This window comes from Pinirhizobacter sp. (genome assembly GCF_036499745.1).
Lineage (GTDB): Bacteria > Pseudomonadota > Gammaproteobacteria > Xanthomonadales > Rhodanobacteraceae > Pinirhizobacter.
On record NZ_DASYDG010000026.1, the window covers coordinates 14,219 to 40,358 of the forward strand.

The following is a 26,140-nucleotide window of genomic DNA, read 5'->3' on the forward strand; positions in this document are numbered from 1 at the left end:
ATGAAGGGCCGGTTTATCGGGGCACTGCTGCTGGCGATCCTCATCGCCGCAGTCGTCTGGCAGTGGCATGCGGACGAGGCTCAGGCGCGCGTACACACGCTTACCACGCTTGACCCGGATGCCGTGCGGGACATCGAAGTGACCCTGCGAGGCCTGCCTGGACAGCGCTTCGAGCGCCGCGACGGCCATTGGACAAGCGGCGCCGCACACGTCGACGAGGGCCGCGCCGATGACCTCGCCGCCCTCGCCGCCACGCCCGTCGCGGACTGGCGCCCCGCCGTCGAATTCGATCCCGCGAAGATTGGCCTCGCCCCACCGCTGGCCGTGTTGCTGCTCGATGGCACGCGCGTGGAATTCGGGGAAATGACCGCGCTGGGCAAGCAGCGCTATGCCCGGGTGGGTGACCGCATCGCCATCGTGCCGGCACAGGCGCTGCCCAGGCCGCCGCGCATGGCTTCGCTGCCGACGACGGCCAGCGCGCCCTGACGCTTGCCAGGCGCGCGGGAACACCCCATCTTCCCGTCATGCCCGAACTGCCCGAAGTCGAAACCACCCGCCGCGGCATCGCGCCACATATCGAGGGACGCCGCGTCACGGGCGTGGTGCTCCGCCGGCCGGACCTGCGCTGGCCGATTCCCCCGGAGATCTCGACGCTCTTTCCCGGGCAAGTGATCGACTCCGTGGAACGGCGGGCGAAATACCTGCTGCTGCGTACGGGAGCGGGCACCGCGCTGCTGCACCTGGGCATGTCCGGCGTACTTCGCGTGTTGCCAGCGAACACGCCCATCGGCAAGCACGACCATGTGGACATCGTGCTGGACTCAGGCCAGGTGCTGCGCTTCACCGATCCACGTCGCTTTGGCGCGTTGCTCTGGCAGATGCCGGGGGAAACCCACAAACTGCTCGAGGGCATCGGCCCGGAGCCGCTTACCGACGCGTTCGACGGCGACCGGCTCTGGCGGCTGTCTCGCGGACGCTCCGCCGCCGTGAAAACCTTCCTGATGGATAACGCGGTCGTCGTCGGCGTGGGCAATATCTATGCGAGCGAAGCGCTGTTCGCCGCGGGCATCGATCCGCGCCGCGCCGCGGGCAAGGTATCGCGCGGGCGTTATGCAAAACTCGCCCAGGAGGTGAAACGCATCCTCGCCCATGCGATCACGCGGGGCGGCACGACTTTGCGCGACTTCCTCACCCCCGACGGGACGCCGGGTTACTTCTACCAGGAACTCTTCGCCTATGGACGGGCCGGCGAGGCGTGCAAGGTCTGTGGCGAACCGATTCGCGTCGTGACTCTCGGCCAGCGCGCGTCGTTCTACTGCCCTTGCTGCCAGCGCTGATTCGCAGCGCGAAGGTTCGCTTCATCGGGGCAGTCGTCCGCTCCCTGAGCCATGGACTACGGCAGTAAGCGAATGCCCCTACAGCAGCGCCAGGGCGCGGACTTCTAGACTCGGTCCTCCCTACCCACGCGATAGCCCATCCCCATGAATCGCCGATACATAGCCGCCCTGGCCCTATGCTCGGGCACGGCCCTGGCCGGAACGCCCGAGGACACCGGTCTTCCCTTCGATCGTTATAGCTGGGTCACCACGCACAACGCCTTCACCAGCAATGGCCTCATTCCCAACCAGAGCCAGACCATCGACGAGCAACTCGCCGGGGGCGTGCGCGGCCTGATGCTGGATCTGCACTACGACCAGGGACGGGTGCGGCTTTGCCACAAGACGTGCCGGGGGCAGTCACGGACCTTTGCCGATTTTGCCAACACCACCTTGCTGCCTTTCCTCGAAAAGGAGCCGGATGCGATCGTCACCCTTCACCTGGAGGACTTCACCAGCCGCACCCAGCTGATGGCTGAACTGGAAAAGGCACCCGGACTGGTGGGCAAGACGTTCGACCCGTATTCCTGGACGTCATCCGGTTGGCCTACCTATGAAGCCATCGTCCGGAGCGGACAGCGCATCCTGATCTTCAGCCTTACGACGGACAACAGCGGAACACTGCTGTCACGCTCCGGAGCAATCCACGTGATGCCGAGCGAGGAGTTCACCGTGGAGAATTACTGGAGCCTCGGCGCCACGATCTTCCGGCACGACAACCGCTGTTACAGCCGCTGGGAAAACCAGGAGCTATCGCGAGCAGAAATCGATGGCATGCCCGGCTGGCGTCCCTTGTTCACCATGAACCAGTTCCACGGCGTGCCGCTATCCACGCATGCATCGACAGACAACGCGTTCGAGACACTCCAGGATCGCTATCACGCCTGGTGCAGGCCTGCCGCGAAGCGAAAACCAAATTACGTCGCGGTGGATTTCCACGAAAACGGCGATGTGGATCGATTCGTCGAATGGCTCGATGTGCAACCGGACGAGTTCAACGCGGCCGAAGCACCATAGAAACCCGTTAGCGTCAGTCAGGCCAGCGCATCGCCGCGTGGCTGTTGTTGAATTGCGGGTCTTCCTCGTCGCCCGACAGCGTGACGGTCAGGCCGCCAGCCACGCCGTCCACTTCGATCGCCTGTTCCGGATCGAAGTGGGCACCGAGAGCACCCAGCTCGACGAAGCGTTCGGACAGTGCGCCGGCGCGATCGATCTCGTTATCGGGGACGTTGGTCAGGCTGATGTCGGGGCGGCCGAACTTGCGCATGCCACGCGTGCGAATCCACGAGCGACCCTTGGTTTCCTCAGGGCTGCACAGGATCAGCACATGATGGCGCGGAGGCGCGCCACCCGACACCACGTAATGCTCGCGCCATGAGGCGGCATCGAACAGGGTCAGGATCTGCGGGTCGATGACGGCCTTGCCGCCGACATCGGTGAGCGCGGCCACGACGCCGAGCGTATCGCGCAGGTAATCGAGGCTTTCGCGATCCGGGAAACGGCCGCGGATGACGACGACGTGCGGCGCGGCCTTGGCTTCGGCATACGTCGCAGGGTTGTCCTCTTGCAATAGTCCGCCCAGTGCGCCGGCCAGGGGATACCCCTCCCAGCGTGACAGGACCGTATTCTGGAAACGCTGCAGTTCCACGCCTTCAGGAAGACCCGGACTACCATAGCGGGCGGCGGGAATGGCGAGGTCTTCAGGGAAGGCGCCGAACACGAAGAACAGCAGCACGCCCTGCTCGTCACTGGGCTTCCAGTAGGGGCGCGGCCATTCGGCGGGGGTGGGCGTCGTCTCGGTCACGGGGAGGTTCCTTCGTCGGTATCGCTCTCGCCGAGCGGCAGCACGGATTGCTGCAACTCGATACGGCCGTCGCCGCCGGTGATGCTCTTGAACTCGGCACGGCTCACCGAGACATAGCGGTCGTTCCCGCCGATCTCAACCTGGGGGCCCCGGGTCACGGCGCGGCCATGCTCGTCCACGCGCACGACCATGGTTGCCTTCTTCCCCGAGTGGCAGATCGTCTTGATCTCGTCGAGGTTGTCCGCCCAGGCCAGGAGGTACTTGCTGCCCTCGAAAAGCTCGCCGCGGAAGTCGGTACGCAGGCCATAGGCGAGCACGGGGATACCCAGCTGGTCGACCACGTCGGAAAGCTGCCAGACCTGGGCCTTGGCCAGGAACTGGGCCTCGTCCACCAGCACGCAATGCAGCGGACCGCGCATTTTGATGTCCCGCTCGACCACAGCGAAGATGTCCTCTTCCCCCGCGAAGCGCATCGCGCGGGCCTGCAGGCCGATCCGGGACGCCACCACGCCTTCCCCATAGCGGTCGTCCAGGGCAGGAGTGAGGATCAGCGTACGCATCCCGCGCTCGTGATAGTTGTGCGCGCTCTGCAGCAACGTCGTGGTCTTGCCGGCGTTCATTGCCGAGTAATAGAAGTACAGCTTGGCCACATGCCGGGCTCGTTGGATCGTGGACCCGTATGGTAACGAAAACCGTGGTGCGGCTCCGAGCGTCACGCACAGGGGGGCCGACCGGTTCGGCCCCGTGCCCGCACCTGCTACCATCCGGGGCCTGGCCCGTCCCGGTCGTTCCCATGCTTAATCCCCAACAACACGAGGCCGTCGAACACTGCGACGGCCCCTTGCTGGTGCTGGCCGGTGCCGGCTCCGGCAAGACCCGCGTCATCACCGAGAAGATCTCGCACCTGATCTCCCGCCGGCATCTCGCCGCCGAGAAGATCGCGGCCATCACCTTCACCAACAAGGCGGCGAAGGAGATGCGCGAGCGCGTGGGCCGGCTGATCTCCGACGATGCCGCGAAAGCACTCACCGTCTGCACCTTCCATGCGCTGGGCCTGAAATTCCTGCAGATCGAGCACGATCGCGCGCGCCTGCGGCGCGGCTTTTCCGTGCTCGACGCCGAAGACAGCGCCAACATGATGAAGGAGCTCTCGCCCAAAGGCGTGAAGCCCGAAGTCATCCTGGGTATCCGCAACCTTGTCGGGCGCGCCAAGAACGCGGGGATGACACCGGAGGAAGCGATGGCCGCGGCGCGCAGCCCGCGCGAGATCGAAGCCGCGACGATCTACGATCTCTACCAGCAGCGCCTGGCCGCGTTCAACGCCGTCGATTTCGACGACCTGATCCGCCTGCCGCTGCGCATCCTGGAAACCGACGACCACGCACGGGCCATCTGGCAGGAGCGCCTGCGTTACCTGCTGGTGGACGAATACCAGGACACCAACGACGCCCAGTACCGCCTGCTGAAGGCGATCGCGGGGCCGAAGGCACGCTTCACCTGCGTCGGCGACGACGACCAGAGCATCTATGCCTGGCGCGGTGCAAACCCCGAGAATATCGACCAGCTCGGACTCGACTTTCCGCAGCTGCGCGTCATCAAGCTCGAGCAGAACTACCGCTGCGCCAAGCGCATCCTGCGCGCGGCCAACCAGCTCATCGCCAACAACCCTCACGTCCACGAGAAAAAGCTCTGGAGCGATCATCTCGAGGGCCCGCCTATCCGCGTGCTCGAGTGCAAGGACAGCGATCACGAGGCGGAACGCATCGCCGCCATCGCCGGCAACCTGCATGAGAAGTACAAGGACAAGGGCGTTCGCTGGGACGACTTCTGCATCCTCTATCGCGGTAATTTCCAGGCTCGCGCGCTCGAAAAGGCGCTGCGCGTGGCGCGCGTGCCCTATCACCTGAGCGGCGCGCTGTCGTTCCTCGACCGCGCGGAAGTCAAGGACATCCTCTGCTACCTGCGCCTGCTCACGAACCCCACCGACGACGCCGCCTTCCTGCGCGTGGTGAACGTGCCCAAGCGCGAGATCGGCGCCACCACGCTGGAGAAGCTGGGCCAGATCGCGCAGACGCGCAACGCGTCGCTGCTGGACGCTGCGCGTAGCGACGCTGCCTTGAAGACCATATCGGCGCGACCGGCTTCCGCCCTGGCCGGCTTCGCACGGCTCATGGATGAGCTTCGCAGCCACGCCGTGCACGAAAGCGCCGCGGACCTGGTGAACTCGGTGATCGAGAAATCCGGCTACGGCGCGCATATCGCTGCATCCACCCCCGACGAAGTGTTGCGCGAACGGCGCCTCGGCAACCTGCGCGAACTGATCGACTGGTTCCGTGCCATGGGCAAGGATGGCGGCCGCACCGGCGACATCGCGGCCCAGCTGGCCCTGCTCAGCCATGCCGACCGCGACGACCCGGGCAACGCGCTGCGCATGATGACGCTGCATTCGGCAAAAGGACTGGAGTTTCGCTTCGTCTTCATCGTGGGCTGCGAAGACGGCACGCTGCCGCACGAGGGCGCCATCGACGAAGGCCGCCTCGACGAAGAGCGCCGCCTGATGTACGTGGGTATCACGCGGGCGAAGGAATCGCTGACCCTGTCGTTCGCGGCGAAGTCGCGCAAGTACGGCGAGATACTGAGCAACGACCCCAGCCGTTTCCTGGAGGAGTTGCCGCAGGACGACCTGCACTGGGACGGCAAGGACCCCGATGCGGACGCGGAAGTGAAAAAGGAAACCGCGGAGACCCACATGGCGCGCATCCGCGCCATGCTGGCGGGCAACGCCTGACGCCGGATCATTCATGCCCTTGGGGTACCGTCGGTTGCTCCTTGCATATGTAGGAGCGCGCCTTGCGCGCGACCGCTCGTCGCCACAGTCCTGACGCTGGGGCGCCAGCTCCAGGTCACGGCCTCAAAACTTGGCGCGCGCATGGCGCGCTCCTACACGTTCGCTGCGCCTTACATCAACGCAGGAACACGACACGGCCTGGTTCCCGGATTCGACCAGGAAAACCTAGATGAGCTGCTCCGCTTCCAGTTCGCTCTTCAGGTACGCGTAGTAGATCGGCGCCGCCACCAACCCCGGCAAACCGAACGCTGCCTCCAATACCAGCATCGCCACCAGCAACTCCCACGTGCGCGCACGGATCTGCCCGCCGACGATGCGCGCATTGAGGAAGTACTCCAGTTTATGCACAACGATCAGGAAGCCGAGCGCCGCGACGCCCACCCAAAGCGACACCGATAGCCCGGCGATGGTGATAAGCACGTTCGACACAAGGTTGCCCACCACCGGCAGGAGGCCGGTGACGAAGGTGACGATCACCAGCGTCTTCGCCAGCGGCACATGCACGCCGAACGACGGCAATGCGACGAGGAGGAACAACGCGGCCAGCGCGGTATTGATCGCCGAGATCTTCAACTGCGCGAAGATGATGTTGTGGAACGCGTGCGCCAGGCGCATCGTGCGCGTCGACAGTTCGAACGACAGCGGTCGCGTCGCGCGACCCCCGGCACCGTGCGACACCGCCACGATGGCACCGAGCACGAGTCCGATCAGGATATGCACGAACACGCGAGCCGCCGTGGTTCCGACCAGGCGAAGGTCGTCGGCGTGGTCGTGTACCCAGGTCATCCCCTGCGCGCGAAAATCCACGAAGCTGTCGGGAATGTTCGTAGTGAGCCATGCCGGCAGTTGCTCATGCGCCTTGCTCAGCAAAGGCAACAACTTCGTATCCCAAAGCTCTCGTGGATCGCCCAGGTCGTGCCGGTAAAACGCGAGCGCGGCAGCGACGATCAGGATGATCACGCCCACGACGACCACCGTGACGATCGCCACGGCGATGGGCCTGGCGCGTTCGCCCGGAGCGATGCGCCGGATCAGCGGCGTGAGGCTTTCCACCACCTCGTACACCAGCAATCCGGCCAACAGCGCGGCGATCAGGTGTAGCCAGAGGATCGCCCAGAGCGCCACCGCCACCAGGATATAGGTGGCGATGCGGAGGGTTCGGGTGTCCTGCGGTGTACCGACCATTCGGGAACTCCTTGGGATGGCGCGATTCCAGCAGCCGGCGGATGAACGCTAGATCAAGCGCTCCGCTTCCAGTTCAGCCTTGAGGTAGGCGTAGAAGATCGGCGCGGCGACGACGCCGGGCAGTCCGAAGGCCGACTCGAACAGGAGCATCGCCACCAGCAGCTCCCACGCGCGGGCGCGGATCTGGCCGCCGACGATCCGCGCGTTGAGAAAGTACTCGAACTTGTGGATGACGATGAGGAAGGCCAGCGCGCCAAGCCCAACGTACAACGATACCGACAGACCGACGATGGTGATGGCGGTGTTCGACAGAAGGTTACCGATGACCGGCAAAAGGCCGACGATGAAGGTGATGACGATGAGCGTCTTGGTCAGCGGAAGGTGCACGCCGAACAGGGGCAGCACCGCGAGCAGGTAGATGGCGGTGAAAAGCGTGTTGAACAGCGAGATCTTGATCTGCGCGAACACGATGTTGTGGAAGGCGTCGGCGAGGCGCGCGCTGCGCAGGCTCAGTTCCGCGGCGAAGGGGCCGACCTGGTGCGTGGGCCGTGCGCGGCTGAGCGCCACGATGGCGCCGAGCACGAGGCCGATGATGATGTGCACCACGACGCGCGCCGCTTCCTTGCCGGCCAGCTGCAGCGTTACCGCATGCGAGCGTGCCCAGTCCATCGCGGTGATGCGCAAGGCATCCACGCTCTCGGGCAGGCGATCGACGATGGCGGGGGGTAACTGCTGGCGCGCGCGCTCCACGAGCGGCATGAGACGGTTCTGCCAGAGGTCTTCGGGATTGCCGATTTCGGTACGGAAGAAGCTGATGCCGCCTAGCACGAGAAGGGTGAGCAGCCCGACGACGATGACGCCGACCAGCGCCACGGCCAACACGCGCGCACGGTCGCCCGACAGGCGCCGGCCCATGAGTGGCGCGGTCGACACCACGACCTCGTACACCAGCAGCCCGGCCAGCAGCGCGGGCAACAGACGGAGGTAGAGGATGAGGAACAGGCCGAGACCGGCGGCGATACAGCTGGCGATGCGCACGGCGTGCGTCCGCGATTGGGCGGCTTCCATGGACGATCTCGTCGTGGATGAGGACGCAGTCTGTCAGCACGCGGGGTCCCTGCGCCAGAGGCGCCCCGACTTCACAGTGTCGTAAACTCCCCAGAGAATCGCCGCCCTCGGTAACGCGCGCCTTGATAAATCGCGGCCAACTGGCTTGATAAAAGGCCACGTCCAGAGTTTCGTGAGGCGAAACTAAATGCCGCGCTGTGAAAGTCCACGCCGCGACGAATGTCCTCAGACCGCCGCGGTGTGCCTGGCCAGATCGTTGGCGTTCTCAGGGCCGAAGTTGTGAATGAGCTCGGGGACGTCGTCCACGACCCGAGTCAGACCGTTCCGCTGGATGATCTCGGGGATCCACAGGGCGCCGTCGAACTCCACCAGATAGTACGGCGTGCCGGCCAGCTTGAACGTGGCCATCATGTCCACGTAGACGCCGGCAGCGAGGTCCGCCAGCGAGGCGAACCGGATCATGGCCTGGTTGGTCCCGGTCAGGTACCAGCGGCCAGCGCTGTCCCTGAACACGTCGTTGGGCGACGAGAACGCCGCCGGAAGCGTCCACGTGTTCAGCAGCGTGTAGGTGCTGACGCCGTCGAAGGCCACTTCGAAGAGCTTCCCAGGCTCCGACACGAAGTACATCTTCCCGTCGTAGATCCGAAACCCGCGGCTGTACTGTCCGCCCAGGAACGGCAGCGCGACGTTGCTCTGCAGGGTCAGGACGTCCCCGGACCGGGTAAAGCGGCAGATGTTCTGTGACGTGCCACCGAGCACGTAGAACGAGGCGCTGGCGGCATCGTAGTGGACGCGGTGGGTTCGGCTGCCGAGGCCGTTGATCGTGGCGACCGCTGTAAAACCGCCCGCGCCGTCGGACTTGTAGGTCCGAATACCGCCTGCCTCGGTGTTCTCGACCACGTAGAGGTACCCATCGGTGGCGATCGAGTGGGGACCGCGAAGGGCGTTATCGAGCGTCTTCCAGGTCGCGACCGGCTTGTACAGGTCGTCCGTGAACATCACTCGGGCATGCCAGCAATCCACCATGAAGTACGTCCCGCCCAGCTTCGTGATCGTGGTGGGTGCGTTCATCCGGCCCGACCAGGTGTAGTCCCCAAAGCCCACGACAGCTTCGATCGACGGCCGCAGCGATGCCGTATCGGCGGCATAGAAGACCAGCGTGTCGAGCGTCATGTCGGCGAACAGGCTGGTGCCACCCCGGGCGCCAATGTACGTATCGAAGGCGGCAAAGTTGCCGGTCTGCTCTACCGTCGACGGGGCCGCATTTACCGGCTGGGCCTGGCCATCCATGAACATGGTGATCTCGCCGGCACCGACCACGGACCGGTTCCACAGACTGGTGATCAGCGCCACCTTGTCCACGCCAAAGAGGTTGTACTGGTTTGCCCGCTGCTGGCCGGCCGCGTTGCTGGCGTTGGCCGACCAGACGGCTGTGCCTGAGGTCACCCCGGTGAAGAACAGGAACGCCTGGGCAGCCGCATTGAAGTTCGCCGAGGCCTCGACGACCACCTTGCTGGTTGCGCTGTTCGACTGCTTCACACGGGCGTACAGGCCCAGGTAGGGCGTGCCATTGGCCAGGGCGGTGATCTTCATGAAGCTCGTGGCGCCGTCGAACACAATGGCCCGGTCATAGGCGCCGGCATTGACGATGCGCGGCTGGTTGGCCGCGGTCGCCTGCACAGCGTTCTGGGCATTGGCGGTCTGATCGTAGATCGTCGTGACATAGCCAGAGCTCGTGCCCACAAAGTCCAGCAGCGCGCCCACATCGAGCTCATTCCGGGAGAAGCCGATGTCCTGCTCGGCGTTATCGCTGAGGCGCCGCACCCGGATCGCCTTGGCCGCCGTGCTGACCAGCTTCTTCAGCGACAGCACTGCCCTTGGGGCCGTGGCCAGGCTATCGAGGTACACGGGCGCCAGACGGTGCCGGGCGGTCGCCCTGGCCAGCAGCACTGTCACAGGACCCACCACACGTTGGCGGCCTTCTTTACCAGGTCGCGCTGGTCGTAGCGAGCCGTCGTCGACGCGCCATTGGCGGCCCGCACCGTGACACCGGCGGCGCCCACGGCAGTCACGACGCCCGTGCCGGCCTGCGAGTAGTGGACGACGGTGCCGATCGGAAACGCCACGTCCGCATCGGCTGGGATGGTCAGCGTGATCGCGGCGGCGTTATTGCACACCACATCAGCGCCGGCATCGGCACGGACGAGCGTGTAGGCGGTACCCAACTGGCTGTTGATGCCGAGGGGAGCCCCAACGAGGTCGCCGACGACACCGGCCACGCTCTGGCCTGCCTGGGTGAACTCAATCAGCTCACTTCCGTCGAGCGGAGCGGCGGGATGGGCAGTGCGAAGGTCGCTGAGTTTCTGATTGCTCATGGGCTTTCCAGGGCACGGGCATCGCCCGATTCGGTGATGCGGATATCCCCGCCCTCGGTGATACGGAGGGCGGAAGGGCTGACGGTGTAGGCGAACACGGCGGCCAGGGCCTGCCAGCTCTCGATGCCGTCGCGCACGGCGCTGACGGCAACCGCCGCGGTGCCGTCGCCAGGGAAGGTGTAGGGTGCGGCGCTCGTCCCGGCGACACCGGCCTCGGTGGCCACCAGGGCGCCGGGAGGCTGGTAGTAGCGGACGGTATACGTCGTGCCGGCTTCCGGCCCCACGTCGGCAGCCGTCGTGTCGATCAGCTGATCGGCCTGCAGGATGCGATCGCGGTGCGACCACGTCGTTGTCAGCTCGCCCACCAGGCTGGCCGGATACGCCAGGCCATTGATCTGCAGGCGACCCGGCGCATAAGGCCGATACGCACGGTCAGCCATAACGACATCCAACTCAGGCGCGTCATCGAGCGCGAGGGTGCCCGTGCGTGTACGCGTCAGCAGCTTCGCGCGGACGGCATCGCCGCCAACGTAGGCGCGCGAGTCGGTACCGCCCCACTCGCCCGCGAAGAAGACGCGGGAGCCCGCCGCATGCGGTCGCGGCGTCGTGTCGGCGCAGCCCCTTCCGAGCGTCAGCGTGTTCGCCCCGACGTCGATCGCGTCGACGCGGACGATCTCGTCATCCCACTGTGCCCACGATCCCAGCGCCACCCTGTCGAGGTCGACGCCGGCGCTGATGGCGAAGGCTTCGTCCAACGGGCCAGCCAAGGGGACGACTTCCGCCGTAGGACACCAGTCCGCGATGTCGGAGGTCACGTAGTCTTCGCCGCCGGCAGCGCTCGCGATCAAGTAATTCGGCCCGTTAGGGGCACGGCCGGCGATGGTCAGCAGGTACCCAGCGTCCGGCGTGACTGCCGCCAGCTCGGCGTCAGAAAGGCTGGCCACCAGCTCCACATACGGCGCCTCGATGGCGAGCTGCAAAGGCGAAGGCAGTGGCGTGTTGTCCGGCGGCGTCCAGGAACCCGGCTGACCGCTGATATACGTCGTATCGGGCATACCGTAGATGTTCTCGGCCAGCACCAGCTTCATCTGGCCGTCCGTCGCCGTCCCGTGCTGCACGCTGCCGACCACGACGACCATGTCGCCGATGCCCTCGCTGGGCAGCTGCACCCGCGCGTTTTGCCCGGGACGCAGGCCCCGCATTGTGGCCTTCGTTCCCAACGTAAGGCGATTGAACGGTACAGCCACTGCCTTGAGGTCACGTGCGCAGCAGCGCAACGCCAGGCTCTCGACCGGGATCTCGTGGTACTGCTTGGTGTCGGCGGGGATGACCCGGCCTGCGCTTCGCACGTTGCCCATCGCGAACATAGGCGCCGTCGTCCGGGTTTCCTTTGCCTGCGGATCGAGCCACTCCACGCTCAGGCGGTTTCCCGTCTCGGTGATGACACTGGGATCCTGCGAGAAGGTAATGACGTCGTCTTCGCCGATGATCGGCAGGCTGTCGAGGTCGTAGTCCCCACGGATCAGGTCGAGGTAATAGAGCCCATCGACCCGGCTCTGGCTCAGGCTCGCGCCGATGACGTTGCACAGACGTTGCTGGAATTGCTGGGGCGTCTCCGAATCGCTGTCGTAGTCGGTGCACAGGCCGAACTGTTCGTTCCACAGCTTGTCCGCGGTCGCGCGAAAGCTGGCGTCGTTGATGATTCCGGCCGGCTCGCCCTGCATATCGGCATGGGTGATGCTGTCGTAAATCATGTGCGCCGGGTTCATCGCGCGCAGCGTGACGATTCCTGCTGATAGGAAAGTGCCGCCGCCAGCAACCTTTTCGTCGAACGCCTTGACGCTCACCTGATACGTCCGGCCGCCTACGAAATCGAAGTAGAACGTGTTGTTCTGGTTGTTCGGTAGGTCGGCGTTCGGCTGGTTCACCGCACCGACGACCGCCCCGTCGATGAACACGACGCATCCGTTCTCGGCCTGTACGCGAAGGCGTGTGCCGGTGGCACCGCTGGGTACCGTGACGGTGCGGCGCGCCCACAAGACCGTGTGAATGGGCCAGTCGGTGTTGCCGTCGCCAGCAAGCGTTCCACCGGCGAAGGGCGCCTGGCCAGGCTGCCAGCCGCTCGCCGGCGGCACCAGGTTCGTGTTGCCCGGATCCGCTTCGTCGGCGAGCGTCTGGTATTCCCAACCCTCCGCATCGGCGGGCAACGGGGAGCCATCAGTGAGCTCGATGACGGCCTTCTCCGGATACCACACGACACCATCCTGCCAATCCGCCAGGATCCGCTCGACCTTCGCGCTGACAGCCTTCGGATTGGAGACAAAGGCGCCGAACTTCCCCCCTCGCCAGCACGTGCTCAGCTTGCCGCGCCGCGCACTCTGTCGCTCACCGAAGGTCTGCAACATGTAGTCATTCGGTACCTGAGTCGCCTCGCCGAACATGACGTCGAGGTCCCCGACGAGGCCGCCCTGGCCTGAGGTGTCTTCGCCACCCCACAGATCCGGCTTGTTGATGTGGAGCCGGCCGCTCGCAGTGAGCCGCCCTGTCCAGGCGGTCAGGCCACCCGCACGAAACTCCAGGAACGCGTCGATCGGCCCCTTGCACCAGCCGAAGAGCATGGCCCAGTTGTACCAGTAGCCGACTGTCTGTTTTTTAGCTCCGCCCACGCTCGGCCTCCATTTCCTTGGCGTAACCGATCACAGCCATCGCGAACGGGTCGCCGATCGCTTCCAGCAACGATGCATCGATGCCATCGTGCCGGAACGCGTTCCAGTCGAGCTGATGACGGGCGAACCACAGCCGGGCGCCACCGCGGCACAGGCCCGGCGTAACACTGAAGCCGCGCACGCCGGCGAGGTGTTCGAGAGTGATCTTCATGGCTTTTTCTTGATCGGCGTTTCGCCCATTTCTTTCATTGCCAGCTGCATCGGATCATCGATCCACAGCGTTCCGTACACCCGGCGAACGCGCTTGCCATCCGTCACGTCTGGCACCGTGCCCTTCTGCGCGCCCGGCTGCCTGGGCGCCGATGGCTGCAGCGCCACAGCGACGATGAGGGAGACGATGACGACGGCGATTAGTACCCACATATGCTCATCCGATCGGGTTGCCGTCGAAGTAGTTGCGGCCCGGGATGTCGAGCTCCCCGCCGTAATTGTCCTTGTTCTCGTAGTACACGCAGTCGTCCCAGGTCTGACCACAGCCGGGGAAGGCCGTCAGGTTGAGGCCGTCTTCAAAATCGGCGCTGCCGTAGTCCACGACGATGGTGTCGCCGTTGTGACTGTCGATGCTTCGGTGATCGATGAGGCCGTCCGGCCTAACCCACTCGATATCGCCACCAGCCAGACGCCCGGAAGGCAGCGACCCGAAAGCTGCGGCCGTCAGTGTCAATCCGCCCGCCACCGTCAGAACGGCCGGCACCGCATGAGCGGCGCGATCGACGTTGCACAGGCCGAGTCCCACCGAATACAGCATCAGGTCGCAATCGCGTTGCCAGGTGCGGCCGCCGTTGCCCCGTTTCGCCGTCGTCGCCGTCGGCTCGCTGGTCAACGAGAGCGTGGTGTCGTCGAACTTCGGCTGGATGATCCTGCCGATCCAGTCGACGAGGAAATCGTCCTCGCCGTAGTGCTGGGTCATGATCGTGATGGCGATGTTGTCCGAGGGCGGATACGGGCGCCAGTTATTCGCGACCTGCAACGTCTTCGGTAGCTTCAGCGTGATGCTGATCTTGTTCTGCTCGCCCCCGTCCTGGATGGCGGTGTGCGTGATCGGCGCCGGCGCGTAAGCGTTGCCACCAACGAACAAGAGTCGATCGGCATCGGTATAGCGCCACGTCTTCGTCCCGCGAGTGAACGTGAACAGCTTGATCGGCTGGCCCTGATCGGCGCTGGCTTCGCGCGCTTCAGACGTCATGGCGAATACCCGCCCAGCTGGTGGTGGCGGTCGCCACGCCCTCGATGCCGGTGATGTGATCGATGGTGACGGTATCGGTGGCCTGCTCGGCGAGGGTCAGGAAGCTGATAGCGCGAACCAGGCGCCGCGGCAAGGCGACCCCGAGGGCGGTGTCCAGCGTCAGCGTCTCCGTCGCACCTGCCTCGGCGCTAGCGGTGATACGGCGATAGAGGACCGTGCCAGTTAGCAGCTCGATACGGACATCACGACGGTTGCTCTGCTGCCGTCCGAAGACGGTGTAGCCGGCCCACTCCACGTGGATGACGTTGTCAGCTGCTGAAGCGTCATTGGTCAGCAACAGGTCGGCCGCAAAGCTTGGCACCCACAGCGTGCCCATGCGACCACGCAACCAATACACGAGGTCGCGGAAGGCGCCATGTTCGGCCAGGCCGTGGAGCTTCCAGCTGTGGCTCTGCTGACGAAACGAGCGATTCGGCAGATCCAGATAGGCGATCACACCCGTGTCGCCGTCCACCTGCTGGATGGAGCGATCGAACTTCGTGGTGGGATCCTCGGTTTCGTCATGGCGCAACTCAAGCACTGGGAACCCGCGATAGACGGCGGTCGGTGCCACGCCCGTCCAATCGCATGGCTCGTCGACCTGCATGGTTACCTGCATCGAGGTGGCGGCATCGGTCCGATAGTTCGCGGCGATCGAGGCGGGCACGCGTGCGTTGCGCAGCGGGTACAGCCGCGAGCCGGCGCCCCACGTCCCGAGCGTCGGCGTGTTCAACGTCAGCCCGCCGTCCTCCACGGTGGCCACCGAGACGACCTCCCACTCATTGATGGCGGTCCACAACAGCGCGCTGCCGCCGACGGCAAAGTCGCGGCCCGCGGTGGCGCACTCAATCTCGTTGCTGCCCGGGGCCACGTCGCTGGCCTGGAACTGGCCGTCCGGCCAGATCGGCAGCGCCCAGACCCGTGCGCCCTGATCGAAGCGCAACGCGTCGATGAGGCGGTGCTCTGCGTCGATCGCGAGCACCTGGAACTGGAACGATCGACGCGGGGCGAGACGCAGCTGCCGCTTCTGACGGGCGCCGTTGCGGGCGCTCATGTAATCGGTGAGCCAGGTGAGCGTCTCGCGTACGGGGTTGCTCCAATCCGGCGGGACCGTCCAGGGCACGACGTCGCCGAGTACGAAGCCGACCATCAGGCGCCGATCCCCGACTTCACCTGGGAGCCGTTGGCCACCACGTGGTTGACGACCAGCTGCTCGGCCGCGGGTGCGCTGAGGATCTTCTGCGCCAGGTCGTTCAGATCGAATGCGGTGAGGAACGTGAAGTTGTTGTCCACCCGGGGAGCAGAGCTGCCCTCCGTACCATCGGGCAGGCGTGCCTTAGTCGTGCCGGGGCTGGCGAGGCGGGGTGCGTCGCGCATCGGGCTGACAAGGCCACCATCGGCGTATCCGGGCATCTGCAGGGCGCCGGTGCGGATGGCGTTACGCAGTGCGTAGAACCCGCCCGGTCCGCCAAGGGCGCCAATCTCCTGCTGATTGAGGACACCTTCGCCGGCGTGCACGATGCCGGCGGGCTGGTACTTGCCGCCCGAGCCGGTATAGCCGCCCTCTGCAAACCCTGCGCTGCTCGAGCCGGAACCGGAGCCGGATCCCGAACTACCGCCCGTGCTCCCACCGGAGAACGTCGCGCCGGCGATGATGCTGGCGATCTGCACGCCCTGGGCGATGGCGCCGGCGATGAAGCCGATGTTGTATGGGAAGCCAGTCTCGCTCGCCTTTGCCACATTGACGCCCAGCGAGATCGCAGCCTGTGCGATCGCAAAGGCCTTGCTCAGGGCGAAAAGCGCACGGTACTGCGCGCTCTGCTCGCCATAGGCGGACTTGGCGATGCCTGCGAGATTGGCGAAACCCTCGCTCGCCGCGCCCAGGGCGAGTGCCTGCTGCGCCTGAGTGATCGCCGCCGTCTGGGTTGCATACTGCTGCGCGATCTCGGCCTTGCGTGCCTGGTAGACCTCTTCGTTGGCCGTGTCCTGCTGGCGGAACGCCTCGTTGGCGGCGAGCTGCTGCGTGTGCCAGGTTTCGAGATCCTGAGACGCCTTGATGTTCTTGCCCAGCTCGCCAGCGGCGCCACCCACGGCCGCATCCACGCCCTGGTATTTCGGCGCGTCCACGACGCTGTTCTGGCCCACTCGCTGCAGGGCGTCGTGGTACTGCTGGGCGTTGATCGTGCCGTTGGCCAAGAACGCGTTGAGCTGTTTAATCTGGTCCAGCGCCGTCTCGACCTTCACCTCGGTTGGCGTGCGCAGTGACTCGCGCAGGGTCTCCCACGCCTGACGGCCCTTGTCGGCCAGCTTGTCGATCGCGGCATCGCGGATCGTCCCGGCGAGAGCTACAACAGCGTCGCGCTCGGCATTGATGGCTGTGACGTTGGCGCCCGGCGCCTTCTTCGCCTGGTCGGCCTGCGCATTCGCCTTCGTGACGGCGTCGTTGTAGCGGACCCACGCGGCGGCTGTCGGATCGAGTTCGCCCTGCATCTGCGACAAGGACTGCAGGAGGCCCTCATTTGCGGTGGCGGCCGCCTTGGCCTGGGCTTCGGCCTCGCGCTCGGCGGCGCGCTTGGCAGCCTCGCCCGATTTCGACTGCTGCAGGAGCTTGTCGGAGTAGTTGCTGACGGCCGCGCGTAGCTGCGTGCCGCGCTGGGCATTGAGCTCGTCGGCCTTCTCCGGCATCGCCTTGATCGCGGCGTCGAAGTTCTTGTTGATGTCGTCGAGCTCTTTCTTGTAGTTGTCCGCGGCGCTTGCGTATTTGTTGGTCGACGCCGCGATGCGGTCGAGGGCTGCGGTGCCTTCGGACTGAACCTGCTGGTGCTGGGCCTGTGCCTTGGCCGCATCCTCTTCCGCCGACTGCTGTTGCTTGAGCGCGGCGATCTGCTGGTCGACGCCGGCGACGTATTTGTCGCCCAGGCCGAAGCCGATCGACTGGTAGTACCCGCGCAGGAAATAGAGGTTATCCAGCTGCTGCTGGGTGACCTGCGAGCCCAGGCTGGCGATCAGCGCGCCACCCTGCTTGATCTCTTCCCATACACCCGAAACCTCAGCCTTTAGCGACCGCCAGGCCGTCTGAATCAGACCGAGGTTCTGGACGTCGCGCACACGCCGCTCTTCGAATGCATCCGCGACCGTACGCTGCGCGAGCGCCTCGGCCTGCGTCTCCTGACCTTGGGCCTGGAGCGCCTGGATCTGCGCGTAGATGCTGGCTTCCAGGAAGTGATACTGGTCGTCGAGTGCCTTGATCGCCGTGACGGGATTCTTCGACAGGTCGACGAACTTGGCCACGGCATCGTCGATGCTCTTGCCCGTGACCTGGGAGAACGCGACGGCACCGCGCGCCGCAGTATCGAGTGCATCGCCTGTCACACGACCCGATTCCGCCAACAGGGCGACGGCTGTTGCCGAATCACCGAACGATCCTGTCGTCGCACCAATGGTCACCGCAAGCTGCGAAAGCTGCCCCCCGGTCTTCCCCGCATAGCCGCCGGTCTCGTTGAGTGCGTTGTTGAATCGCTGCTGTTCCTCGAAGCCCTCTACCGTGCCGGCGACGAGCAGGCCGACGACGGCGACCAGCGCACCGATGCCAACGACGGTCGGGCTGATCAGGCTGGCAAATCCCTTCAGGACGCCGCCGAAGCCGCCGAAGCTGTCACGCAACTGGCCACCTTGTTGCAGTGCCACCGAGAGCACGGGCTGGCCAGTGGCCAGACCGGTGACGATGTCGGTGATCTGCATCGGCAACTGACGCATCGCTTGGCGCGTCTGTCCGGCCGTCTGTCCGAGGTTGCCGAGAGCCGCACGGCTCTGGGTAACCTGGCCCTGGAACCGAGCAAATCCTTCGTCATCCAGGAGGCCGGCTGCGCGGTATTTCTGCAGCTGTGCTTCCTGCTGGTCCAAACGCTCCAGTGCGGCGATGGTCGGGTCGATTTCACCCAAGAGCTTCGACAACTCCGCCGTTTGATCGCGGATGGCAGCGGTGGTGGCACGGCCGCTGGTGCCCAGCCCAGTGACGTGGGTGCCAAGGTTATCGACGGCGGCGCCCGTCGATCGACCGCTGGTGCCCAGACCATCGACCGCGCTGTCGAGACCATCGACGACAGCGCTGGTCGCGCGCCCGCTCTCACCCAGCCCATCCACGGCCTGGTCAGCGTCCTCGATGCCTGCGCCGGCGGAGCGACCGGTCTCTCCCAAACCGTCGACGGCCTGCTCAAGGCCCTCGACGGCAGCGCCCGTCGACCTACCCGTGTCACCGAGATCGTCCACCGCCTGGCCCAGCTCGTCGACGGCAGCACCGGTCGATCGGCCGGTCTCGCCGAGGGTGTCGACGGCCTGCTCCAGGTCATCGAGCGCGGTGCCGGTCGTTTCGGCGGTTGCGCCGATATCGGACACGGCCTGGTCGAGGGCATCGAGATCCGCCCGGGCCTTGTTCAGATCGGTCTTGATCTGAAGGGCAATGGCGACGTTGCGGTCGTTGGCTCCCATCGGGTTAGACTTCCTTCGCCCAACAGGAGGGGAGATTGGACATGGCACTGATCGCATGCCGCGACTGCGGCGAGAACGTATCCGACGCCGCGCCGGCGTGCCCGCACTGCGGCCGCCCGGTTGCTGCCACCGTGATCGAGCAAACGAGTAAGGACATCAAGCAGCTGAAGATCATGGGCGCCGTGGTCTTTTTAGTGGGAGTAGTGGCGTTTGTGCTGTTGCTGGAACCCGGCCTTTACGTGATGGCCGCCGGTTTGGCCATCTATGTGCTGGCGTCGTTCCAGCGGTGGTGGCGCCACGGCTGAGACGTACTCAGCCCTTTCGCAGATCCTTGATGAACTGACGGGTGTTCCGGTTGCCCTTGTCAGACTGCGACCCCGCCAAACCCATCATCGTGGCCTCTGTGAGGTCCGCCTGTTGGCGGGCCTCGTGGCGCTTCGCCGCGTTGTAAAGCAGTTCCAGCTGGCGGAGCGTGTAGCGATGCCCTAGCTCGTCGGCCGGTCCGTGGCCGGCGCGCGCGAGGACATCGAAGACGTCAGCCCAACGAGCTGTTCCTTGAGCTTCATCGCCTGGCCGATCCGGCTGGCGATCTGCCGAATAAAAAAAGGGCCGCAGACACTCCACCAGGTGAGCAGCAGCTGCGTGCCGGTGGGCTCGTCCAGCGAGTCGTACCAATCTCCGTCGGCGCCGACCGTGGCTTCGATCACGAGCTCGCGCACGAGGTCGCTATGCACTGCCAGCACGTTGATGACGTCTTCCGTGAGCGCTTCGCCGGTCACGATCTGCTGGTGAAGGTCCTGGACCAGGTACTTCGCCTTCGCGCGGACGCGCAGGCCGGCGACAAAGCTGTATTCCCGCACCGTGAGCTCGCGCCCGCCCAGGGTGAACGTCAGGTCCGGATGCAGGATCGCGGCGTCATTGGCGCCGTCGTCGGGCGGCGCCACGGCCGGTGCCGGCTTGGCCTTTTGCTTGGTGGCGGGGGGAGTGACCTTGCGTGCCATGATGGGTTCCTGAATCACTGGGAGATGAAGCGATGGAGCAGTTTCAGTTCGGGCCAGGCGAAGAGAAACTCGCCAAGGCGTTTGAGATGCTCGTTACGCTGCAGCGCGGCCTTCTACTGGTACATGCCCGGGCGGACGTGGACACCATGCTCATCGGCGCTTTACTGCAATCCCATCCGAACCTGACTGACGTGTTCGACGAATGGAAAGCCATGTCATCGCAGTACCTGCCCGGCACGCTGCTCGCACAAGCCAGCGGATCGGATTTCGCCGAGGCCGAGGCGGAGAAGGCGCGGCGATCGGGGTTTTGGACGGGCCTCCTGCAGCAGCTAATGCAGGACGATGGCTGAGGGCATCGAGCACAGCCCTTTCGCCGGCGGAGGCATCGAAGACTTCAGCGAAGTCCTCGATGCCCAAGACCTTGACATGAGTGCCGCCCACGTCAGGCTTCCGGATCGATCAACTTCAGACGCGCATAGCCGCCGTACTGGCTGTTGGCCAGGCGCACCGGATCGACACGAGCGGAGCCGTTGAGCTCCATTTCGCCGAACGTGGAATTGATCAGCGCGAGTGCCGAGGCCGGATCGAACGTGATGCGGTAGACCTCACCCATGCACAGGCCCGTGGCACCGTCGACAGTGTTCTCGCCGTCGAACAAGACGTACATGTCCGGGCTGTTGTTGCTGAAGACGGTGATCAGCGAGTGGGCGGCGTACGAGTAGGCGGCGCTGGCAGCCGTCGCCTGGGTCGTCAGTACCGTGAGGACGCCGGTGTTGGCATTGAGCGTGTAGTCGGTGTCTTCGACGAGCGTGGCGGCGCCGACCGTGATTTCGAGGTCCGAGACCTTGGCGAAATCCAGCGCGACCATGTCGCCGATCGTCAGGATGCCAAGCGGCTCGGCCGTGGCTGACCCGGCAGCGATCTGCACCGTCGTGCCGGCGACAGCCTGCGCGGCGTTGGTGTCGTTGAGCTGGCCAAGGGTCAGCTTCACGGTCATGGACTTTTTCGTCTGCAGCACCGCGGCCAAGCCGCGGCTGCCGCTGTAGTTCTCGTTCTTCTCGTCCTTGTCGACGCTGAAACCCCACTCCAGGGTGCTCGCGTCATAGACCCACTTTGCCGGCTGGCGGGAGCCGTCCGTGTTGCGGATGCCCAGGGCAACTTTGCCCTGCATCGAAAAGTACTCGGTGTTCTTGGACATGGGATCAGGCCTCGCCGCCGGCGGCGCCGGCCTTCGTGGGGGCAATGAGGCCCCGTTTCGGATTGGCCAGCCACTTGGCATCGGCCTCGGTCACGCTGATCGTGTCGCCCTTGGCGCACGGCTTGCCAGCGTGGGAATGGCCATCCTTCAGCAGCTTGACCTTCACTTTCTTCTCGTTCGCGTTGTCGGCGGGGTTCATGGATCGCTCCGTGGTGTCAGGCGGTGATGAGTTGGCGGGTACGCAGCGCCAGGCGCGCACCGTGGCAAAGGACGCCGGCGAACATCACCGCGCCGGTGTCGAGCAGCTGCAAGCCCGCGGGCTCGCCCTCGGGCGTGGCGGCCTTCAACAGGCCGCCCAGCGTGGGATCGGTTCGGAACGCGGTGCGGAGCTGCTCGATCAGGTCATCGAAGACCAGCTCGCTCCCATCCGCGTCGTTGAGCGCCATGACGCCCTGGAGGCGCCAGGTGGTCTCGACAATCCTGGCGCGGCTGTTGGCGCTGGTCTCAGAGAGGGCCAGGCGCCGGATAAACCAGCCGCGGAGGACGCCGGAGCCCGGCACGACGTATAGCGCCTTGAGCTTGTCCATCGCGGTGGCGTAACGCTCGTAGGCATGCACGACGCCCACCTCGGGCACCGAGCTGATCTTTGCGACGATGGCATCGCGGAGGGCGCTCATGCGGCACCTCCCACGAGCCGTGCCTGGATACGCGCTAGGCCCTCGTCCAGCTTCGCCTGGATCGTCGGGATAAGACGCTGATAGGTCTGCTGCCATACCGGCTGCGCGCGCGTACCGCGCTTGGCGATCGTTCGGCTGATCGCGAACGCCACACCCATCGCCTCTTCGCCACGGATGCCCAGCTTGGCCTCGACCCAATCCTTGAGGGGCTGGATCGGTGGTGCATGTGGCTTGGTGCCGACCTCGACGTATTCGGCATACGGCTGGGAGGTGGCCACCATGCCGGTGACGCCGTCGGTGAGCAGCTGCTCCTGGTGGAATACGGCGCCAGTCAGGCCTGCGCCATGCAAGCCGCCTGCACCGCGCGGCATCACCTGCATCAGTTCGCCCTGGATGAGCAGATCGATCTCGGTAGCCGCGCGGAACATCTCCTGACCCGCGATCTCGGGCGACTGGTTCCACAGGTCGACGAGCGCCGTCAGCTGGCTGGTATCGATGGTGATATCCATCAGCGTGGCCAGCTGCGGGTGGGATGGAACAGGCGGTGGCCACCGAGGGCATTACGCCGTTCAAGCGCGACCGTTGCGCTGGCGGCCTTGTTCCGATCGCTGGGCGCGTCGCCAACGACCTCGGTGAAATCGGCTTCCAGGTCCTTGGCGCGCTGCCGGAACCGCTGCGCCTTGTCCTTGTAGTTCACGGCGTCCGCCGAGATCGTGCTCTCCAGCTCGCTGGAGTAGTAGCTGGCCAGCTGCCCGCAAAGGTTGCTGGCGGCAAGGCTGGCCACGGCCTGGCGATGCGCCGGCGGAACGGTGTCGTCCGCGCCGTCGACCAGGTGCACCGCGGTATAGGTGATGCGCAGGACGTCACCCGTCAAGGTGATCGCGGGAAGGTCAAGGAAGCGCTGCGTCGGCGCGGCGTACACGCGCACGTCGGCAAGCTCCAGCTCGACCGGGGGAATCTCGCCTACGGGAAATTCGACGGCCGTCACGATGGACTCCATCGTGAAGCCGGCGGGTAGCTCGATGCGCTGGCCGCCGGTCGACGTGAGATCCACCACAACGTTGCGCGGCAAGACAGCCGAATACCGGGCAAACGCGGCGTCGATCGCGGCGTCGCGCTGCGCATCCGTGATCACGGCGTCGCGATCGCGAACCAGGTCAGCGACCAGCGTCTGGTAGTCGGCAAGCGTCATGGGCGGGATTCGAAAGAAGGGGGCCATCCTTGGCCGGGTTGCACGCTCGGGGCGCGGCAGGTTAGGCGACGATCGAGCCGTCGAAGCCGCGGTAGTCGCGGACGGCACCGCTGTAGATGTGCCGAATCTTGTACTTGATCTGGTCGTTGCTGAAGAGCGAACCCTGCGTCGGCAGATCCTGGACGAAGAGCTCCGGATCCTCGTTGCCGCCGTAGAAGCCCATCTCGATCAGCGGCACCACGCTGTTGTCAGCCGCGGCATACCAGTTGTTCGCATCGGTCCAGTGATCGACCACGTGGATGGTCGGCACGCGGCTTTGCACGAACGTCTGGTCGTTGTTGGTCCCGCGCTGGAAGAGATTGAAGGCGGTCTCTTCGAGGTCGGACGGGATGACCAGGTGGCGCAGCGTGATGCCCAGGCGCTTGTTGCTCGACAGCTCACCCTGGCGCTTCATGCGCAAGCGAGCGGCGGCGAACGCGGTCGCGTCCAGAGCGGCGGTGCCCAGGTTGTTATGGCCGGCCACGAAGAGCGCCAGCGTGTCGTAGATCACCGCGTTCGAGTTCAGGAACTCGTAGACGAACTCGTACAACGTGCGACCCGCCGCGGTGGCCAGGGACTTGGGCAGGCGGCGGATCAGGCCGACGTCATCGTTGGCAATCGTCTCCAGCGAGATCGTCTCGATGCCACCGCGCTTGGTGACGGCGTAGGTCGCCTTCTCATCGCCCGGCGAGGCGAGCGCATTGTAGGCGCCGTTCTCGGCCACCCCCGGAAGGTTGCCGTAGCCGCCAAGGCGCGTGCGCTCCTGGGTACGGAAGTCGCTGACCGGCACGATGTCGCACAACCAGCGCCAGTCCTGGTAGGCCTCCAGCGCTCCGTATTCACGGATCATCGCCCGGGTGATGGAATCGCCCAGGATGTTGCTGAAGGTCGCCGAGCTGATCGCTTCGCGATACGTATCGCCGGCGGCTTCGCGCAGGCGGGACTGGTCGACGTCGTGCCAGAGGCCCGTAACGAACTGGTCGCCGGTGATGTCCTTGTAGCACTCGCGGAACGACATCGAGCGCTTGGTCGTGTCGAAGAAATCGTCGAGCATCTTGTTGACTTTCTCGGCGCGCCCTTCGCCCATCTCGATGCTGACGCCCAGGCCACGCACCTGCGCGCCCTCGGCGAAACGGCCGAGGTAGGTCCGCTCGGCATCAACCGCGGTGCGGACGTCATCTTCCGTGAAGCTTGCGGCTTCGGCGAAGCGCGCCGTCAGGCGCTCCTGGGCGACGGTCGGCAGTCGACTTTCGGAGATGATCACGCGCGCCGAGGCGCGGGCCTCGATCATGCGCATACGCGCTTCGAACTGGTCCTCGGTGATACCGGTACCGGAGGCATCGATCACCGCCTCGCGGTAGGCAGTCAACACATCGTCATCGCTGGCATTGGCCAGGGCGTCAGCCCGCTTCGCATCGCGGGCACGGATCTTAGAAATCATCTGCTCGCGCAGCATGGTGTCGCTCTCCTGGTGGGCTTCGGCGAACCGAATGAATTGCCCGCCGGCGCCGGGCTCGATAATCAGATCCACGCTATCGACCTTCGTGAGGTTGATGGCTTCGCGGAACTTGCCGGTTTTCTTGCTCTTGCCGCTGGCGTCAATCGACAGGCCAAACAGATCGGTCATGTCACGTGCCACCGCCTCGCGAAGCTTGGCGGCGATGTCGCTGCTCTCCAGCACATCGAGCGTGGCCTGGATCTCGCCCACGCCTGCCTCGATGAACTTGGGATCGCTGAGCTTGCCCACCAGCTGGCGGAAATCCTTGCCGCCACCCTTGATGTGCTCGGCGTCGCTCTTGACGAACACGCGCACGCCATCGAACAGTGGCGCGGCTTCGCGCAGCACGTCGCGCGGGTAGGTCACGTTGTTGAGTGACGTACCGGCCCGGATAACCCGGACCAGGTAACGGGTGGGTTTGTCGCCGGCGCCGGCATCGATCGCCTCGATGAACACGTCGCCGTGCAGGGCGGTGGCCTTGTTGGTCTTGTTGCCACCGCCCGCCGCACCCACTGCCGTCGGGTTGTTAGGTGCGCCCTCACGCAGCGGCTTCGCGCTGGAGGCAGGCACATGCTGGGAGACCACTTCGTTGGGGGTGCCCACGGTGACCTGGTTGTTATCGTCGATCGTGTACGGATAGGAGTACTGGCGACCATCACCGTTGCCGACCACCACGCTGTCGGGGTAGACGGCGATGAAATCCCAGATATTCGGGTCGACCTGGCGGACCGCCGCGTACACCAGTCGGCGGCGTGCATCGGCGTCGGTGGCCGCGGCCTCGCGCACGGTCGTGTCGGTCACGGCCGTGGTGGTGATGACCACCTCAACCGCGGCACCGAGCGTGACATTGTTGGCGTCGTCGATGGCATAGGTGAACTCGTAGTTCTTGCCATCGCGTTCGACGACCACGCGATCGGGATAGATCGCCTCGACGCAGACCCAGTCGTTCTCGGACAGGCCGTAGTTCTTGCGCAGCGACGCCTGCAGGAGGTCGCGGATCTGGCCGAACTCCGTGGCTGCCGCTTCACGCAGTGCAGCTTGGCCGATGATGCCGCGTGCCGGCACGAGGCCCGCGGCAAGCAGCGTCGCGATGCTGGTGGAAAGCCGCGAGCGCTTCACTTGGCTTCCTTCCAGACGCGGACGCCGTCAGTCAGGACGCGCACGGTCGCGCCGTCGCGCTTGGCTTCGGACAGCACCTGGATCTTCTTCGGAGAAGCCTTGTCGGCAGCAGCCTGGTCGGCAGCGGCCTGGTCAGCAGCAGCCTGGTCGGCAGCAGCCTGGTCGGCAGCGGCCTGGTCGGCGGCAGCCTGGTTGGCGGCAGCCTGGTCGGCGGCAGCCTGGTCGGCAGCGGCCTGGTCGGCAGCGGCCTGGTCAGCGGGAGCCGACTTGGTGGCAGCTTTGGGGGCGGTGGAATTCGGCTTCTTCGGCTTCGGGGGCACA

Annotated in this window: 26 protein-coding genes; 6 read left to right on the forward strand and 20 right to left on the reverse strand. The window is 65.4% G+C overall.

Features of this window, described 5'->3' with window-relative positions:
* From VGM61_RS08710 to VGM61_RS08720, 3 genes are all read left to right on the forward strand, one after another.
* Nucleotides 1-486, forward strand: coding sequence for a hypothetical protein (locus tag VGM61_RS08710; RefSeq protein WP_331522378.1), 486 nt, complete (start codon nucleotides 1-3; stop codon nucleotides 484-486).
* Nucleotides 487-524: 38 nt separating this feature from the next.
* The gene (mutM, locus tag VGM61_RS08715; protein ID WP_331522379.1) at nucleotides 525-1,337 is read left to right on the forward strand and encodes a bifunctional DNA-formamidopyrimidine glycosylase/DNA-(apurinic or apyrimidinic site) lyase; all 813 of its coding nucleotides are present in this window, start codon (nucleotides 525-527) and stop codon (nucleotides 1,335-1,337) included.
* Nucleotides 1,338-1,481: 144 nt separating this feature from the next.
* On the forward strand, nucleotides 1,482-2,393 hold the full coding sequence (locus VGM61_RS08720; protein ID WP_331522380.1) for a hypothetical protein: 912 nt from the start codon (nucleotides 1,482-1,484) through the stop codon (nucleotides 2,391-2,393).
* Between the two features lie 13 nt (nucleotides 2,394-2,406).
* Here VGM61_RS08720 and VGM61_RS08725 read toward each other — a convergent pair whose 3' ends face one another.
* Entirely contained in the window at nucleotides 2,407-3,180 is a 774-nt protein-coding gene (locus VGM61_RS08725) for a hypothetical protein (RefSeq protein ID WP_331522381.1), read from the reverse strand.
* On the reverse strand, nucleotides 3,177-3,830 hold the full coding sequence (locus VGM61_RS08730; RefSeq protein WP_331522382.1) for a thymidine kinase: 654 nt from the start codon (nucleotides 3,828-3,830) through the stop codon (nucleotides 3,177-3,179). Before VGM61_RS08730 ends, VGM61_RS08725 begins: the two co-directional genes overlap by 4 nt.
* A 143-nt stretch (nucleotides 3,831-3,973) precedes the next feature.
* Between VGM61_RS08730 and VGM61_RS08735 the strand changes: the two genes are divergently transcribed.
* On the forward strand, nucleotides 3,974-5,968 hold the full coding sequence (locus tag VGM61_RS08735; RefSeq protein WP_331522383.1) for a UvrD-helicase domain-containing protein: 1,995 nt from the start codon (nucleotides 3,974-3,976) through the stop codon (nucleotides 5,966-5,968).
* A 225-nt stretch (nucleotides 5,969-6,193) separates the two neighbouring features.
* Here VGM61_RS08735 and VGM61_RS08740 read toward each other — a convergent pair whose 3' ends face one another.
* The 10 genes from VGM61_RS08740 to VGM61_RS08785 form a co-directional block, all read right to left on the reverse strand.
* Entirely contained in the window at nucleotides 6,194-7,213 is a 1,020-nt protein-coding gene (locus VGM61_RS08740) for a hypothetical protein (RefSeq protein ID WP_331522384.1), read from the reverse strand.
* Between the two features lie 48 nt (nucleotides 7,214-7,261).
* A complete protein-coding gene (locus VGM61_RS08745) occupies nucleotides 7,262-8,281 on the reverse strand; it encodes a hypothetical protein (RefSeq protein ID WP_331522385.1) in 1,020 nt (339 codons plus the stop codon).
* Nucleotides 8,282-8,506: 225 nt separating this feature from the next.
* The gene (locus VGM61_RS08750) at nucleotides 8,507-10,237 is read right to left on the reverse strand and encodes a hypothetical protein (protein ID WP_331522386.1); all 1,731 of its coding nucleotides are present in this window, start codon (nucleotides 10,235-10,237) and stop codon (nucleotides 8,507-8,509) included.
* Complete coding sequence (locus VGM61_RS08755; RefSeq protein ID WP_331522387.1) at nucleotides 10,234-10,656, reverse strand: hypothetical protein; 423 nt, start codon at nucleotides 10,654-10,656, stop codon at nucleotides 10,234-10,236. The genes VGM61_RS08750 and VGM61_RS08755 overlap by 4 nt, the downstream gene beginning before the upstream one ends.
* Nucleotides 10,653-13,322 (reverse strand): hypothetical protein, encoded by a 2,670-nt coding sequence (locus VGM61_RS08760; RefSeq protein ID WP_331522388.1) that lies wholly within the window; start codon nucleotides 13,320-13,322, stop codon nucleotides 10,653-10,655. Before VGM61_RS08760 ends, VGM61_RS08755 begins: the two co-directional genes overlap by 4 nt.
* Nucleotides 13,309-13,533, reverse strand: a complete 225-nt coding sequence (locus VGM61_RS08765; RefSeq protein WP_331522389.1) for a hypothetical protein — start codon at nucleotides 13,531-13,533, stop codon at nucleotides 13,309-13,311. Before VGM61_RS08765 ends, VGM61_RS08760 begins: the two co-directional genes overlap by 14 nt.
* Nucleotides 13,530-13,745, reverse strand: coding sequence for a hypothetical protein (locus tag VGM61_RS08770; RefSeq protein WP_331522390.1), 216 nt, complete (start codon nucleotides 13,743-13,745; stop codon nucleotides 13,530-13,532). The genes VGM61_RS08765 and VGM61_RS08770 overlap by 4 nt, the downstream gene beginning before the upstream one ends.
* 4 nt (nucleotides 13,746-13,749) lie before the next feature.
* Nucleotides 13,750-14,568 carry a phage BR0599 family protein gene (locus VGM61_RS08775; protein WP_331522391.1) on the reverse strand — a complete coding sequence of 273 codons (819 nt, stop codon included), beginning with the start codon at nucleotides 14,566-14,568 and terminating at the stop codon, nucleotides 13,750-13,752.
* Entirely contained in the window at nucleotides 14,558-15,757 is a 1,200-nt protein-coding gene (locus VGM61_RS08780; RefSeq protein ID WP_331522392.1) for a hypothetical protein, read from the reverse strand. The genes VGM61_RS08775 and VGM61_RS08780 overlap by 11 nt, the downstream gene beginning before the upstream one ends.
* Nucleotides 15,757-19,095: a phage tail length tape measure family protein gene (locus VGM61_RS08785; RefSeq protein WP_331522394.1), complete on the reverse strand. Its 3,339-nt coding sequence runs from the start codon at nucleotides 19,093-19,095 to the stop codon at nucleotides 15,757-15,759. The genes VGM61_RS08780 and VGM61_RS08785 overlap by 1 nt, the downstream gene beginning before the upstream one ends.
* Nucleotides 19,096-19,136: 41 nt before the next feature.
* On the opposite strand from VGM61_RS08785, the gene VGM61_RS08790 reads away from it, so the two are divergent.
* Entirely contained in the window at nucleotides 19,137-19,400 is a 264-nt protein-coding gene (locus VGM61_RS08790; RefSeq protein ID WP_331522395.1) for a hypothetical protein, read from the forward strand.
* A gap of 180 nt (nucleotides 19,401-19,580) precedes the next feature.
* Here the strand turns inward: VGM61_RS08790 and VGM61_RS08795 are convergent, their stop codons facing one another.
* The gene (locus tag VGM61_RS08795; protein ID WP_331522396.1) at nucleotides 19,581-20,096 is read right to left on the reverse strand and encodes a DUF6631 family protein; all 516 of its coding nucleotides are present in this window, start codon (nucleotides 20,094-20,096) and stop codon (nucleotides 19,581-19,583) included.
* Between the two features lie 32 nt (nucleotides 20,097-20,128).
* Between VGM61_RS08795 and VGM61_RS08800 the strand changes: the two genes are divergently transcribed.
* On the forward strand, nucleotides 20,129-20,446 hold the full coding sequence (locus tag VGM61_RS08800; RefSeq protein ID WP_331522397.1) for a hypothetical protein: 318 nt from the start codon (nucleotides 20,129-20,131) through the stop codon (nucleotides 20,444-20,446).
* A gap of 92 nt (nucleotides 20,447-20,538) precedes the next feature.
* Here the strand turns inward: VGM61_RS08800 and VGM61_RS08805 are convergent, their stop codons facing one another.
* The 7 genes from VGM61_RS08805 to VGM61_RS08835 all read right to left on the reverse strand — a co-directional run bounded on the left by VGM61_RS08805 (nucleotide 20,539) and on the right by VGM61_RS08835 (nucleotide 26,139).
* A complete protein-coding gene (locus VGM61_RS08805; RefSeq protein WP_331522398.1) occupies nucleotides 20,539-21,294 on the reverse strand; it encodes a hypothetical protein in 756 nt (251 codons plus the stop codon).
* Nucleotides 21,295-21,298: 4 nt separating this feature from the next.
* Entirely contained in the window at nucleotides 21,299-21,493 is a 195-nt protein-coding gene (locus VGM61_RS08810) for a DUF7210 family protein (RefSeq protein ID WP_331522399.1), read from the reverse strand.
* A gap of 16 nt (nucleotides 21,494-21,509) precedes the next feature.
* Entirely contained in the window at nucleotides 21,510-21,971 is a 462-nt protein-coding gene (locus VGM61_RS08815; RefSeq protein ID WP_331522400.1) for a hypothetical protein, read from the reverse strand.
* Nucleotides 21,968-22,480, reverse strand: coding sequence for a hypothetical protein (locus VGM61_RS08820; RefSeq protein ID WP_331522401.1), 513 nt, complete (start codon nucleotides 22,478-22,480; stop codon nucleotides 21,968-21,970). The genes VGM61_RS08815 and VGM61_RS08820 overlap by 4 nt, the downstream gene beginning before the upstream one ends.
* On the reverse strand, nucleotides 22,480-23,163 hold the full coding sequence (locus VGM61_RS08825; RefSeq protein ID WP_331522402.1) for a hypothetical protein: 684 nt from the start codon (nucleotides 23,161-23,163) through the stop codon (nucleotides 22,480-22,482). Before VGM61_RS08825 ends, VGM61_RS08820 begins: the two co-directional genes overlap by 1 nt.
* 61 nt (nucleotides 23,164-23,224) lie before the next feature.
* On the reverse strand, nucleotides 23,225-25,819 hold the full coding sequence (locus VGM61_RS08830) for a hypothetical protein (RefSeq protein WP_331522403.1): 2,595 nt from the start codon (nucleotides 25,817-25,819) through the stop codon (nucleotides 23,225-23,227).
* A complete protein-coding gene (locus VGM61_RS08835; RefSeq protein WP_331522404.1) occupies nucleotides 25,816-26,139 on the reverse strand; it encodes a hypothetical protein in 324 nt (107 codons plus the stop codon). Before VGM61_RS08835 ends, VGM61_RS08830 begins: the two co-directional genes overlap by 4 nt.
* Between the last annotated feature and the right edge of the window lies 1 nt (nucleotide 26,140).